Below are 13,304 nucleotides of genomic sequence, written 5' to 3'. Positions count from 1 at the left end.
TGAGGTATAATGCCGTCTCATGTATCGCTCTCTGAATAAAAGCGCAGCCGCCACTCTCTATTATGAGCAGCGAGCAAGTCTTTTTCAGTTTGATTCTGACTTTAACCGGACGTCACATGCTCTTACGAAAGGCAAGGATATTATTGTATACGCTCTCATCTTCCATCCCCATGAACATGTTAATCATAGGTTTGAAGTTTGCTTCGATAATCCACAGGCGTCCGTATTTATCAATTGCCAAGTCAAGACCAATCTCTTTATCTTTTTTGTAATACTTTTGCAGATGCCTTGCAAGAATAATAGACAGATAGTCAATTTTTTGATTTAACCGTTCGACGGATACACGACCTTCCAATGAAGATTCGCCAATCGCTTCTTCTAATGTTTTAACTTGGATGCAGGCGTTAGAAATAATGTAGTCTTCAAAAGTAACCTTTACGGCTTTTCCGGAAACAACCCAATTCTTTGACCTTTTTTTTCTTTGCAGCATGATCCTCATATCAAATAGTTGGTCATCTATCGTAGCCAGAGGAATGTACCGTTGAATGACGTTTTTTTTCCGGTCTTTTATTCTTTCTACGTAGAATAGCATTGACTGAAAGTTATCAAATGTTTTTGAAGTATTGCCTATATGAACTTCATATTGTTTTTTCCCAAAAAAATAGTTCCTTCCCAGGTCAGAAATCTTGATAACCCCTTTGCCAAGTTTTCCTACATTCGGTTTAATAATGACCTGCTTGTGTCTACCAAGCATTAACAATAATCTCTCTCTTGTATAAAGACACGTTTCTGGAAGATAGTTCGCCAGAAAACGATTTTTTTTCATAATTTTATATTTGGTATATTTTGATTTAGACCTTCCCACACTTTCACCTCCTTTCTACTTTTCAACTCTACTTCCAGCATATTCTCATCATCCTGCTTCGCTACCGGCAAACACATATATTTCTCTTGCAGAATCTGCAATTCAGCTGTTGTAACGAAGAAAGCTGAACTACAACCCGGCGCAAAAAAAAAACCTCCCTTGGAAGGTTCAACTCTCTTATTATGAAGCAACAATGAATCCCTGCTTTGACGTTGAATAATAGATTAGCCTTTGGCAAATGTCCTGGTAAGATGACAGGAAGATTTTTTTAAATCCTTTAAATAATGGACGGCAGTCCGCCTCGATAAACCATACTTTTCCCTCGCTGTCTATTCCAATATCCATTCTAATATCTGCAAAACAGTCGTCGGGGTACGCCTGATCGATAGCCTCACCTATCGCTTTACATACTGCTATGAGTGGAACTTTCAATTTGCCGGTATCTGGTTCTGATTCCATAACGGTTTCAAAAGGAAGAGGCTTTCCACCCTTAGCAAGGTTTGTAACCCTCCAAACCCAGCCTTTATCGTTTTTCTGCATATGAAACCGCATGTCAAAAGAATTACCTTTGTAAGTTTTAAATTGTATCCATTTTTGAACGATAAAACGCCCACTATCAAGGTTCCGCTCCTTCATAAAGCTTATTAGTTGATTAATGCCACCCATTTCCTTATATTTTGTAATCAGTTCATCCGAAAACTTTGACCCTGATAGATAACATCAGGTAACGGAACGGTAGCCAACTTCCACTCTGTCTCGTTTCCTGTATAAACCCTGCCTTTTACTGTTTTACTTTCCCAATCAATATTACTCTTTTTAAACACAGTAAAGATGCCACCGGTTCTGTGATAATTTCTTACCCTGTTCATCCCTGTGGGTTTGTCACTGGAGACAGTCATACCGGTCAGTGGACCAATTTTTATCGAAGATCCCTGAAAAATAACCTGATATTTAACACCTTGAAACAAATAAAGCTTTTCCATAATCTTTTTTGAAACGCTGAGAGTCAAAGGACTATCAATTTCTCCACTTTCTCCTGACCCTTTTTTTGTTGTGATTTCGCAGGGAACATGCAGCAAGCCATGTTGAATACTAGTATGGGTATAAAATTTCTCAACAAATTCCTTCAGGTACAGCAATTTGGTTATACTCACATTCACTTTCTATCATTTTTGCCCATAATACTGTCGTCACTTTGTGCACCTCCGTCTTCTATTTCCTTCTATAGTCTATGAGTCAAGCTTTGAAATGCCGTAGTTATAAGACTAGTTCGTTAAAAAAGGTTGGAAGTACGCACCTGACTGTCGTATTTGCTCCCATCGAACAACAAAAAACGCTTCCTTTATATACTGCATAAAGGAAGCGTTCGTAAAATGATTTATGTTCCGCAAAAAGTACGGTAGGGGCGATTAGAAGGTACCGGAGGACTTGTACATTCCTTATCCGGATTTTTTTCATAAGGCTTCGACAAAACATCAAGAAGGCGAAGCATAACACTGAAATTTCTTCACCAGCAGCTTCCAGAGCCTCTTCCACCTTGTGGTTGCGAGGAATAATTGCAGGGTTGGTTTGCTGCATTAATTCCCGGGAAGACTCTTTTGAACCTTCCTGCCTGTTCAACCGTGCCTGCCACTGCCTATGCCATTCATTAAATTCTTCAGAGCAGGACAATTCATCTACAGGCTGATCAAATGAAAGGGCACGGAAGGTATTCGTATAATCAGCTTTGTTTTTCTGCATGACACTCAGAAGTTTCTCAACAAGAGATTCCTCTTCTTTTTCTAGTTGTACATTTACTTTAAAAACAGAATTATGTGCAGTCCATTAAAGACGGTCAGTTTAAATAAAAGGAGACCACCTAAACAGTAGCCCTTACATTCTTTTGCGATACGAACGGATCTCCTTGTATACACTTTTATCTTTCAAATGTCGGAACATATTAATCATAGGTTTGAAATTCGCTTCGATAATCCACAGGCGTCCGTTTTTATCAATCGCCAAATCAAGACCAATTTCTTTATCTTTTTTGTAATACTTTTGCAAATGCCTTGCAAGAATAATCGACAAGCGGTCAATTTCTTTACTAATTTTATCTTCAGATGAAGAATTTCTCAAAGAAGATTTCCTGATCGCTTCTTCTAACGTTTCTATTTGGATGCAGGCATTTGATACAAAATATTCTTTTAACGTAACCTTTACTGCTTTACCAGAAACAACCCAATCCCTTGACCTCCTTTTCCTTTGCAGCATGATACGCATATCAAATGATTGGTCATCTATTAAAGGCAGAGGAATGTACCGTTGGATAACATAACTTTTTCTGCTTTTTATATGATTCAAGTGATTAAGCATTGATGGAACACTATCAAAAAACTTTGAAGTATTTCGTATACGAACTTCATATTGCTTTTTTCCAAGATTATATTTTTCCCCAAGGTCAGATACCTTGATTACTCCTTGTCCAAGCCTTCCTACATTCGGCTTAATAATGACCTCCTTGTATTTACTCAGCATGCGCAGCATTCTCTTTCTGGTGTAAAGAGTTGTTTCGGGAAGGTAGTTTATCAGAAATTGATTCTTTTTCATTATTTTATATTTCGTATATTTTGATTTCGATCTTCCCACACTTTCACCCCCTTTCTTCTTTTCTACTCTACTTCCAGCATATTCACCTCAACCTGCTTCGCCACTGATAAACACATACATTACCCTTGCTCAATCTATAATTCAGCTGTTGTAACGAAGAAGACTATACTACAACCCGACTCACATCAAAAAACCTTCCCCAGGAAGGTTGAGTGTCTTGTTATAGGTCAATAATAAATCCCTGTTTTGACGTTGAATAATAAATTGGTCTTTGACAAATGGCCCGGTAAGACAATGGGGAAATTTTTTTGAACCCTTTAAATAATGGACAGCAATTCGCCTCGATGAACCATATCTTTCCTGCACTATCCAGTGCAACATCCATGCCTATATCTGCAAAGCAGTCGTCTGGATACGCCTGATCAATGGCCTCACCAATCATTTTACATACCGCTATGAGCTTATCTTTCAATTCGTCGATTTCAGGTTCCGACTCCATAACTGTTTCAAAAGTAAGTGGTTCCCCTCCTTTAGCCAGATTCGTTACTTGCTGCCCCGAAGCGGCCACACGGCATTCAACGCCACTGCAAACCCAGCCTTCATCGTTTTTCTGCATATGAACACGAATGTCAACGGGGTTACCTTTGTAAGTTTTAAATTGTATCCACTTTTGAACGATAAAACGGCCATTACTAAGATTTCGCTCCTTTATAAAGCTTATTAGTTGATTGGTTGAGAGAATTTTCTTCATTGCATTTCTCACATTTTTATAGTCCGCAACCTTAAACCTGTTCCACCCTATTTTCTCGATAAATAATACACCGTTCCCTCCTACTCCGGCTTTTGGCTTGATAACAATCTTTTTAAACCGGTACACCATAATGAATATATCTCCTATGGTGTTTACATCTCGCTGTTCGATAATAAATTCCTTTAATGTTTCATCTTTTGAGAGTATTGTGTCGAGGTTTCCTTTATAAAGGGGTCTCGTATTAAAGAGAGTGCCACCCATTTCTTTGTATTTTGTAATCAGTTCATCCGAAAATTTTGATCCTCTTCGATAGATAACATCAGGCAACGGGACGGTAGCCAACTGCCATTTTTTCTCGTTTCCTGCATAAACCCTGCCTACTACTGTTTTAGCCTCCCAATTAATATTACTCTTTTTAAAAGCAACAAAGATGCCACCGGTTCTGCTATAATCTCTGACTCTTTTAACTCCTGTGGATTTGTCATTTGAAACAGTCATACCGGTCAGTGGCCCAATTTTTATTGTGTCACCCTTAGCGATAACCTGATATTTAACACCTGGAAATAAATAAAGTTTTTCCATAACCTCTTTTGAAAAGTTGAGAGTCAAAGGACTATCAATATCTCCACTCTCACCAGTTCCTTTTTTTGTGATGATCTCACAAGAAACATGTAATAAACCATGCTGAATACTGTTATATTTACGAAATGTCTCTGGAAATTCCTCTGGTACAACAATGTGGCTATTCCCGGATTCACTCTGTAAAACTTTTACCCAAACTATTGTCATAACACTTTGAACCTCCGTTATCTTATTTCCTTCTATAGTTTATGAGCCAAGCTTCGAAATGCTGTAGTTATAAGACTAGTAAGTAAAATAAGGAAGGAGTTCTTCAAAAATCTGTCTTAACCGCTTTTTTTATAAATAAAGAGGGTGTCCCAAAAATGATGATTTTGGTGACACCTTCTGATAAATGACGCTACAGGTGGATGTTTTATGCGGGCCTCACTTCGGCCTGATATGAACAAAACTGTCAAGAGTGGTACGGGTTTTTTAAAAACGGGTGATGGACACCTTTAATAAAGAATAGGACCTTCTAATTTTCTTATAATTTTTTTACTAGTCTGTGTGCACTGTCACTGGCTTTACTTGGAGTGCAGGCATGAGAAGGTGTTTGGACGGGCCGAACATTATTATAAAATTCCAGCCTGTCCCCCGTTGACTGCCACTGCTCCTACCATTCATTAAACTCTGCACAGCAGGACAATTCATAAACCGGCAAATTAAATGAAAGTGCTCTGGAGATATTCGTATAATCAGCTTTGTTTTTTTGCAAGATACTCAGAAGTTTCTCAATAAGAGGTTTAATCGTGTAAGCACAAGAGGTTAAAATTTAACATTTCCAAATACCAACATTACCAAGTCCTTTTAAAAAAGTGGTTTAAAACACCTTCCGACAAACTTTGGAATGTAAAATCGGTACCAGAAAAGGCACTAGAATGTACTATTGAAATATGCTATTTAACTATTACATATTTTTAAAAGCCTCATAAATTATTACTATAATCAGGAAGGAGGTGGTTTGTAATGGGTACTGTCAGCCCCTTTTTTTTCACCACTGGTCCAATCGAAAATGCGTATTTCAATAGTACAGAGGTACTCGCGCTAAAATTTTTAAACGATAGTAATTCTCCAATTTCCGTCCGAGCACAGGTATATGGTTTAAACGGTGGAAAAGATCTCCTTTTTGATACAGGTGTAATTAATCTTGATTCTTGCGAGTCAACTTTTAATTTTGTGAACTTTGAGGCAGAGGGAATTCCTGTTCCTGCCCAGTTTGAAGTTGTTTTTATTTCTAGTATAAAGAGTGGAGCACTATTCTCAGTATGGGGCTACCACATTGATGAGAATGATAACTTAATATCCAATCCAGAGCACAGGGTTCTTCATTCTGAATTAACAAAACTACGAAACATATGTGAACCAGGCTAATTTTTGATAGTCGATGCATCCTAAAAATCTCTTCATATTAGGAAGGGCTCAGTGTTGTTGGGAAACCTATACACGTTTTTTTATCGTATGTGGGTTTCTTTATGCAGAAGTAATACCTTACGATTACGATTTCTTACGTTCTGTACTGCGACTGTAATTGTTCCAATGCGCCTTTCAAGCTTCGCAACCTGCAATAGCGAAGCCCGTACAGTTGTTTTACGACCACGAAGCTTCGCTCTATTGTTTCTTTTCTTTTTTTGTAGATTAGCTCCCCTTCTTTTGAAAGCCTGTTTTCCCTGACTTTCTCCTTGCTGTCCTCCTTACGTGTCGTCTAATAACTTTTTTGTGGTTCCGTCCGTTTGTATATTGTGCAAGCAACGGACAGTTTACATAGCCTCTTAGACCGGAATGATATTGTTGCTTCACCAGGCTGCAAGATTCACTTGATGTTAAAAATTGTTAAGTTGTTCGCACTCCGTAAAAAGTTATTTTGTCACAGGGTTTCAACCTCATGATTTCTCCACCAGTTGATTATCAGCTTCTTGGTACTTACTCAGACTGGACTTTCACCAGTTAGCAATTAATCGTGTGCCGGGCACGCTGAAAAAGAAAAAACGCTTCCTTTATACACGGCATAAAGGAAGCGTTCGTGAGGTTTGTTTACGTTCCGCAAAAAGTACGGTAAGGACGACTGGATGGTTCCGGAGGATTAGTAAATTCCTTATCCGGATTTTTAGTATAAGGATTCGACAAAACATCAAGAAGGCGAAGCATAACACTGAAATTCCCTTCACCAGCAGCTTCCAGTGCCTCTTCCACCTTGTGGTTGCGAGGGATAATTGCAGGGTTGGTTTGCTGCATCAATTCCCGGGAAGACTCTTTTGAACCTTCCTGCCTGTTCAGCCGTGCCTGCCACTGCCTATACCATTCATTAAATTCTCCAGAGCAGGACAATTCATCTACAGGCTGATCAAATGAAAGGGCACGGAAGGTATTCGTATAATCAGCTTTGTTTTTCTGCATGATACTCAGGAGTTGCTCAACTAGAGATTCGTCTTCTTTTTCTTCGTTTAACAACCCTAACTTTTTTCGCATACCGTCAAGCCAGATACGCTTGTAACGTTCACTGAAATCAGCCATCACAGCCTGTGCAAGCTTTACTGCTTCTTCCTCATCGTTGTGAAGCAGAGGCAGGAGGGCTTCTGAGAACCTTGAAAGATTCCAGCCGGTAATATAAGGCTGATTCCCATATGCATAACGCCCCTGTACGTCTATCGAACTGAATACGGTTTTTGGGTCATACGTATCCATGAAGGCGCACGGGCCGTAATCAATCGTTTCTCCACTGATGGTCATATTATCGGTATTCATGACGCCATGGATAAAACCGATATGCTGCCACTTGGCAACCAGGGAGGCCTGATCTTTCATTACTTCCTCGAGAAAAGAGAAATACTGGTTTTCATGATCTTTTATATGAGGGTAATGGCGCTCTATGGCATAATCAGCAAGAGTCCTGAGGTCGTCCACTTTTCCCACTCCTGCACTGTACTGAAAAGTTCCGAATCGAAGGTGACTGGCTGCTGTGCGGGTCAGAACAGCACCGGGAAGTTCCGTTTCACGGTAAACGGGCTCCCCTGTAGCAACAACAGCAAGACTCCGGGAAGTCGGGATACCAAGGGCATGCATAGCTTCACTGATGATATATTCCCGAAGCATCGGGCCAAGTGCCGCACGACCGTCTCCTCCACGGGAAAATGGTGTAGGTCCCGATCCCTTCAGCTGAACATCGACCCTTTCCCCGTCAGGGCTGATCTGCTCCCCAAAAAGCAGGGCACGTCCGTCTCCCAACATGGTGAAATTCCCAAACTGATGTCCAGCATAGGCCTGAGCGATAGGTACTGAGCCGTCAGGAACATCGTTTCCTGCAAGAATATTTATCCCTTCCTTGCTTTTCAGCTCTTCAGCATTCAGGCCCAATGTGGCTGCCAGCTTAGTGTTAAGTACGACAAGCTCTGGATCTGCAACCGGATTTGGATTGATCAAGCTGAAAAACGATTCCGGCAGCCGGGCGTAACTATTGTCCAGATTCCATCCTGTATCTATTGATTTCGTCATGGGATCTTCCTTTCTGAAAATGTTCTTCTCTCAAGTTATATTTACTTTTTTTCATTTTTCTATCCATACGTTTATCTATCCTTTTATTCAACTCTAACATCTTAAGTCCTGTTATGGAAAATGTAAGATGATTTCTACAGGCTCAATGATTGATTATCCGTTTTGTCCGGTTTTTGAAATGAGTAGGGATACATATTTATGACAACTACGGGTATAGCGTTGACATGTACAAGATTAACTTTTAAGAGGAGGCTGTATCAGTATGGACAAACTGATCATTAAAAATGGAATCATGTTGGATAAGCACTTTAACAAAAGGAAGGCAGACATTCTAATTGAGGGGAAATACATTAAAGATGTTCAACCAGGGCTTCCTGTCAATAATGAAACTGAAACGATTGATGCAGAAGGTAAGATTGTTATGCCCGGCTTCGTCGATTCCCACCGCCACGTCTGGGAATCTCTTATCCGCCATACCGGTACAGACTGGTCACTGCCTCAATATCTGGAAAACATTTATTACGGAAATCTAGGATCCATGCTCACAACAGAAGACATGTACCTGGCAAACCTGTGGGGCTCACTTGAAGCCCTGGACGCCGGTGTGACTACGGTCCTTGATTACTCCATGCTGGAAACGCCCGAACATGCGGATGCTGCCATAAACGGTCTGCGCGACGCAGGGATACGCGGGGTTTTTGCTCACGGGGTATCGGGACGAGGGGAATACTGGGATCGGGAGAGTCAACTGAGGCATCCCGAGGACAGCCGCAGAGTAAAAAAAGAGTACTTCCAATCCTCCGATCAGCTTTTAACAATGGGACTGGCTATTCGAGGGCCTGAATTCAGTGCATGGGAAACCGCCGTTGATGACATTCAGCTTGCAAGAGAACTTGACGCCATTGCATCCATGCACATAGGGTTCGGCAGCTGGGGACCACACGACAGGTCGATTTCCCGCCTTCATGATGCAGGGCTGCTGAGAGAAGATTTGAATCTGGTACACGTTAACCGCATCCAGCCTCATGAATATAAGCTCATTGCCGAGAGCGGTGCGTCCCTTTCTGTGACTCCAGAAATTGAAATGATGATGGGCCACGGATACCCGGCAACCGGTCGCCTTCACGAACACAATGGCCTGGTGACGCTGGGAGTCGATGTGGTTGTGTCCACAGCAGGTGACATGTTTTCTCAAATGAAGTTTGCAATGCAGGCTGAAAGAGCACGGCAGAACGAGATAATACTGGATAAAGGGGACATGCCAATGGAACTTGGAATTACGACAAAGGATGTTCTAACGTTCGCTACACAAAATGGAGCAAAAGCCCTTCAACTTGATCACAAAGTCGGGACGCTCGAGACGGGGAAAGAAGCGGATATAGTTATTATTGATCCGTCTTCAACGAACCTTCATCCACTCAACAACCAGCCTGTAGGGGCTGTTGTCCAGAGTGCCCGCCCGGAGAATGTGGAATTTGTCTTCGTTGCAGGAAAAGCTGTAAAGCGTGACGGCAGGCTGGTTTACGGTGAACAAAAACGCCTTAGGGAGCGGGTAAAGGCTGCAAGTGAAAGGATCTTTCAAAGACAGAGAGAGGCTGTGAAGAAGTAGTAGGGTATTAAAGGTGCACCGGTCCAGTTCCCGGTGCACCTTTTCTACTATAATCTCAAAGTTAAGATAAATGACCTTTCCCTAAATACTTCTGCATTAATTTTTCGGCTTCTTTGATACCCTCTTCCGTTAAGTAAACGGACTTTGACCGGGTACTCCCGCGAATAAAATCTTCATCCGTTAATTCATCTAACGTTTCAAAGCGGTAGCCCTTCCAACTTCTTCTCATTTCTTCAAAAGGAGGCTCATCTTTCCATGTTTGCAGGATTGTTGTATTTCTTTTAGTCGTGCCACATAATCCTCGACAAAAGTGTATGTGGTAACACAAGCGGCGCTGGTGATCTTACAAAAACTAACGGAACCATTATTGCCTGCTTCGTCAGGAATATCTTTCTGCTTCATTCAGGTTTAATTATTTAAGAAATAATAATCTTACCCATTCGCGAGCTTCTAATTTGCAAATATTACCCTGATTAAAGATTACTATACTAACAACTTTAAAGAAAAAATGGCGGGCATGATTTGAGTTCACTACCTCCTTCACGCCAGCCAATTTCCTGCTTCGTATAAATTCTAACTATTTGGAGGCACACCAGTTTAACACACTGCTTTACTTTCCCCTTGAATCACGACCTTCTACCGTTCCCCAATGCCCTACAGACTCTTTAACTCAAAGTTATCGAGTAATTCACGCACTTCATCTGTTGACTCTGTGCTCATCAGTTGATTTCTTAATTCACTCGCCCCGCGGAATCCTTTGACATAGATCTTAAAAAAGCGGTGAAGAGCCTTGAACGGACGCAGCCCTAAATGTGAATATTTATCGTGAAGATCCAGATGAAGTCTTAAGAGATCAAGCAGTTCCTTACTGCTGTGATCTTTCTTCTCTTTTTCAAAGGCAAATGGATTATGAAAAATACCACGGCCAATCATCACCCCGTCAACACCATATTGATCAACGAGTCTCAAACCGGTTTGACGGTCGGGAATATCCCCATTGATCGTCAAAAGTGTATCCGGTGCTATCTGGTCACGGAGTTTCTTAATCTCCGGGATCAACTCCCAATGGGCATCCACCTTGCTCATTTCATCTCTTGTACGCAGGTGAATGGAAAGGTTAACGATGTCCTGCTTCAAAATGTGGGTAAGCCAGTCCCGCCATTCATCTACTTCCGTAAAACCGAGCCTTGTCTTTACGCTTACGGGGAGCCCGCCTGCTTTCGCTGCCTGGATTAATTCTGCTGCAACTTCCGGACGCCGGATAAGGCCGCTCCCCTTCCCATTGTGTACAACATTAGGTACAGGACAGCCCATATTGATATCGATACCGCGAAAGCCCAGTTCCGCCATACCAATACTCATTTGCCGGAAGTATTCAGGCTTATCCCCCCATATATGTGCAACCATCGGCTGTTCATCCTCTGTAAAAGTCAAGCGCCCGCGCACACTGCGGATCCCCTCAGGGTGACAATAACTCTCCGTGTTTGTAAACTCTGTAAAAAACACATCAGGTCTGGCTGCTTCACTCACTACATGGCGAAAAACTACATCGGTCACTTCTTCCATTGGTGCCAGTATAAAAAAAGGTCGTGGGAGTTCACGCCAAAAATTATCTTTCATCATTAAATCAAAACCCTCTCATTATGGGATACCAGACCAACCGGTTATCCCAAAATTCAAAAGCAGGATGTCCCTGTTTCTTCTACACTTATACCATGTTTAAGCCCTGTTTATCAAACGGATCGGAGATGGTAATTTTTATTTCAAAATCTCTTTACAACCAGAACACCTCCTGCTAAATCCACCCATTCAATCGTGCATTCTACAGTTCGAGATTTGGTAAAAGACTGAAAAGGAAAGTGGAAGATCGGACAAGGCTGTAACAGGAAAAAGACCCCGAAATCGTTTTAACGAATTCATGGTCGGTATAGAATTTTTTGATTACGACTTTAAGACGAGTTGTGCTACACACTCCACATGTGTCGTCTGCGGAAACATATCCACCGGTTGGACTTCTTTCGTCTCGTATCCGTGCTCGTCCAGGTACTTCAAGTCCCGGGCAAGCGTTGCAGGGTTACAGGAAACATAGACAACACGCTCGGGCTTCATGTTTACAATCGCTTCGAGGAGTTCTTCGTCGCAGCCTTTTCGCGGCGGATCAACGACGACCACTTCCGGGCGGACACCCTGGGCGGACCACCACGGCATGACTTTCTCCGCTTCACCGACAACAAAGTCTGTGTTAGTCAGACCGTTCAGTTTTGCATTGTTTTTGGCGTCCTTAATCGCTTCCGGTACGACCTCCACTCCAAGAACCTTCTTCGCTTTTTGAGCCAGGAACAGGCTAATGGTGCCAATGCCGCAGTAAGCGTCGATTACCGTTTCACTGCCGGACAGATCGGCGTATTCCAGCGCTTTATCATAGAGCACTTTTGTCTGGGACGGATTCACCTGGTAAAACGAACGGGGAGAAATAGCGAAGCGGATGTCTCCAATGGAGTCGTAGATTACGTCTTCGCCCCACAGGACTTCTGTTTTTTCTCCAAAAATGACGTTGGTACGTTTCGGGTTAATGTTCTGCACAATCGACGTAACATGGGGAAGGTTTTCCCGTATGTCATCGACAAGATTCTTCTTATTAGGAAGCTCTTTGCCGCGGGTGACAAGAACGACCATCAGTTCCCCGGATGTTTTGCCGTGACGGGTGACGATGTGGCGGAGTGTGCCCTTATGTTTCTTTTCATCGTAGGCACGGATACCGTACTTTTTAGCCAGTCCTTTCACAAGCTGGACCACCTTATCATTCTCTTCGTGCTGAATGACACAGTTTGGCATGTCCACAATTTCGTGACTCCGCTCGGCGTAGAAACCTGCAATAATGTGGCCGCCCCGCTCGCCAACGGGAACCTGGGCTTTATTTCGGTAGCGCCATGGGTCCTCCATTCCAAGTGTTTCGTGAACAGGCACATCCGGCAGACCGCCGATCCGGGCAAGTACATCCTTTACGTGCTTTTGTTTGTACTCCAGCTGTCCTTCATAGGATAAGTGCTGAAGCTGGCAGCCGCCGCATCGCTTGAAAATCGGGCAGGGGGGCTTAGTGCGGTTGCTGCTCTCTTTTGTTACGTTTATTAAACGGCCAATGGCAAAGTTCTTTTTTACTTTTATAATTTTGATTTCCGCTTCTTCATCAGGAAGGGCTCTTGGTACAAAAATCGGGTAGCCGTTTACTTTCGCTACGCCCGCCCCGTCATGTGTAAGGTCTTCAAACGTCACATTAATCGTGTCGTTCTTCGCTACAGGTGTTTCATGTTTAGTCATTATCGTCGTTCCCTTCCGCTCAATCATTCTGCACATGATTGTACCACAAACAAAGCCCGGACAGG

General features: G+C 42.3%; 11 protein-coding genes and 2 pseudogenes. 2 read left to right on the top strand and 11 right to left on the bottom strand.

What is annotated here, in order from left to right:
- Window positions 1-112: 112 nt before the first annotated feature.
- From EBO34_RS16385 to EBO34_RS16355, 6 genes and pseudogenes are all read right to left on the bottom strand, one after another.
- On the bottom strand, window positions 113-865 hold the full coding sequence (locus EBO34_RS16385) for a YheC/YheD family protein (RefSeq protein ID WP_122900576.1): 753 nt from the start codon (window positions 863-865) through the stop codon (window positions 113-115).
- A 180-nt stretch (window positions 866-1,045) separates the two neighbouring features.
- Window positions 1,046-1,531 carry a YheC/YheD family protein gene (locus EBO34_RS16375; protein ID WP_346725809.1) on the bottom strand — a complete coding sequence of 162 codons (486 nt, stop codon included), beginning with the start codon at window positions 1,529-1,531 and terminating at the stop codon, window positions 1,046-1,048.
- Between the two features lie 17 nt (window positions 1,532-1,548).
- Complete coding sequence (locus EBO34_RS16370; protein ID WP_142996799.1) at window positions 1,549-2,019, bottom strand: hypothetical protein; 471 nt, start codon at window positions 2,017-2,019, stop codon at window positions 1,549-1,551.
- 224 nt (window positions 2,020-2,243) lie between these two features.
- Window positions 2,244-2,647, bottom strand: a pseudogene (locus EBO34_RS16365) (protein adenylyltransferase SelO family protein); the annotation flags it as partial.
- A gap of 90 nt (window positions 2,648-2,737) precedes the next feature.
- On the bottom strand, window positions 2,738-3,490 hold the full coding sequence (locus tag EBO34_RS16360; protein ID WP_122900567.1) for a YheC/YheD family protein: 753 nt from the start codon (window positions 3,488-3,490) through the stop codon (window positions 2,738-2,740).
- A gap of 181 nt (window positions 3,491-3,671) precedes the next feature.
- Window positions 3,672-4,991, bottom strand: a complete 1,320-nt coding sequence (locus EBO34_RS16355) for a YheC/YheD family endospore coat-associated protein (RefSeq protein ID WP_122900565.1) — start codon at window positions 4,989-4,991, stop codon at window positions 3,672-3,674.
- A 798-nt stretch (window positions 4,992-5,789) separates the two neighbouring features.
- Here EBO34_RS16355 and EBO34_RS16350 point away from each other — a divergent pair.
- Window positions 5,790-6,194: a hypothetical protein gene (locus EBO34_RS16350; RefSeq protein ID WP_122900563.1), complete on the top strand. Its 405-nt coding sequence runs from the start codon at window positions 5,790-5,792 to the stop codon at window positions 6,192-6,194.
- 133 nt (window positions 6,195-6,327) lie between these two features.
- Here EBO34_RS16350 and EBO34_RS16345 read toward each other — a convergent pair.
- Window positions 6,328-6,614 (bottom strand): annotated as a pseudogene (locus tag EBO34_RS16345) (transposase); the annotation flags it as partial.
- A gap of 240 nt (window positions 6,615-6,854) precedes the next feature.
- Window positions 6,855-8,312 (bottom strand): protein adenylyltransferase SelO, encoded by a 1,458-nt coding sequence (locus tag EBO34_RS16340; protein ID WP_122900561.1) that lies wholly within the window; start codon window positions 8,310-8,312, stop codon window positions 6,855-6,857.
- Between the two features lie 262 nt (window positions 8,313-8,574).
- Between EBO34_RS16340 and EBO34_RS16335 the strand changes: the two genes are divergently transcribed.
- Window positions 8,575-9,921 (top strand): amidohydrolase family protein, encoded by a 1,347-nt coding sequence (locus EBO34_RS16335; protein ID WP_122900559.1) that lies wholly within the window; start codon window positions 8,575-8,577, stop codon window positions 9,919-9,921.
- 61 nt (window positions 9,922-9,982) lie between these two features.
- Here EBO34_RS16335 and EBO34_RS20855 read toward each other — a convergent pair whose 3' ends face one another.
- From EBO34_RS20855 to rlmD, 3 genes are all read right to left on the bottom strand, one after another.
- A complete protein-coding gene (locus EBO34_RS20855; RefSeq protein WP_249414134.1) occupies window positions 9,983-10,150 on the bottom strand; it encodes a DUF6429 family protein in 168 nt (55 codons plus the stop codon).
- 425 nt (window positions 10,151-10,575) lie between these two features.
- Window positions 10,576-11,541, bottom strand: coding sequence for a tRNA dihydrouridine synthase (locus EBO34_RS16325; protein ID WP_122901390.1), 966 nt, complete (start codon window positions 11,539-11,541; stop codon window positions 10,576-10,578).
- Between the two features lie 321 nt (window positions 11,542-11,862).
- Window positions 11,863-13,239: a 23S rRNA (uracil(1939)-C(5))-methyltransferase RlmD gene (gene rlmD, locus EBO34_RS16320; RefSeq protein ID WP_122900557.1), complete on the bottom strand. Its 1,377-nt coding sequence runs from the start codon at window positions 13,237-13,239 to the stop codon at window positions 11,863-11,865.
- Between the last annotated feature and the right edge of the window lie 65 nt (window positions 13,240-13,304).

The sequence above is a fragment of the Alteribacter keqinensis genome, assembly GCF_003710255.1.
Taxonomy (GTDB): Bacteria; Bacillota; Bacilli; order Bacillales; family Salisediminibacteriaceae; genus Alteribacter; species Alteribacter keqinensis.
This window is presented reverse-complemented; position numbering and strand designations above follow the sequence as displayed.

Bases quoted from the DNA above. Each gene is read 5' to 3' on its own strand.
- EBO34_RS16350 (WP_122900563.1), top strand. From the start codon at position 5,790: ATGGGTACTGTCAGCCCCTTTTTTTTCACCACTGGTCCAATCGAAAAT.
- EBO34_RS16340 (WP_122900561.1), bottom strand. From the start codon at position 8,312: ATGACGAAATCAATAGATACAGGATGGAATCTGGACAATAGTTACGCC.
- EBO34_RS16335 (WP_122900559.1), top strand. From the start codon at position 8,575: ATGGACAAACTGATCATTAAAAATGGAATCATGTTGGATAAGCACTTT.
- rlmD (WP_122900557.1), bottom strand. From the start codon at position 13,239: ATGACTAAACATGAAACACCTGTAGCGAAGAACGACACGATTAATGTG.
- EBO34_RS16375 (WP_346725809.1), bottom strand. From the start codon at position 1,531: ATGGGTGGCATTAATCAACTAATAAGCTTTATGAAGGAGCGGAACCTT.
- EBO34_RS16325 (WP_122901390.1), bottom strand. From the start codon at position 11,541: ATGAAAGATAATTTTTGGCGTGAACTCCCACGACCTTTTTTTATACTG.
- EBO34_RS16355 (WP_122900565.1), bottom strand. From the start codon at position 4,991: ATGACAATAGTTTGGGTAAAAGTTTTACAGAGTGAATCCGGGAATAGC.
- EBO34_RS20855 (WP_249414134.1), bottom strand. From the start codon at position 10,150: ATGAGAAGAAGTTGGAAGGGCTACCGCTTTGAAACGTTAGATGAATTA.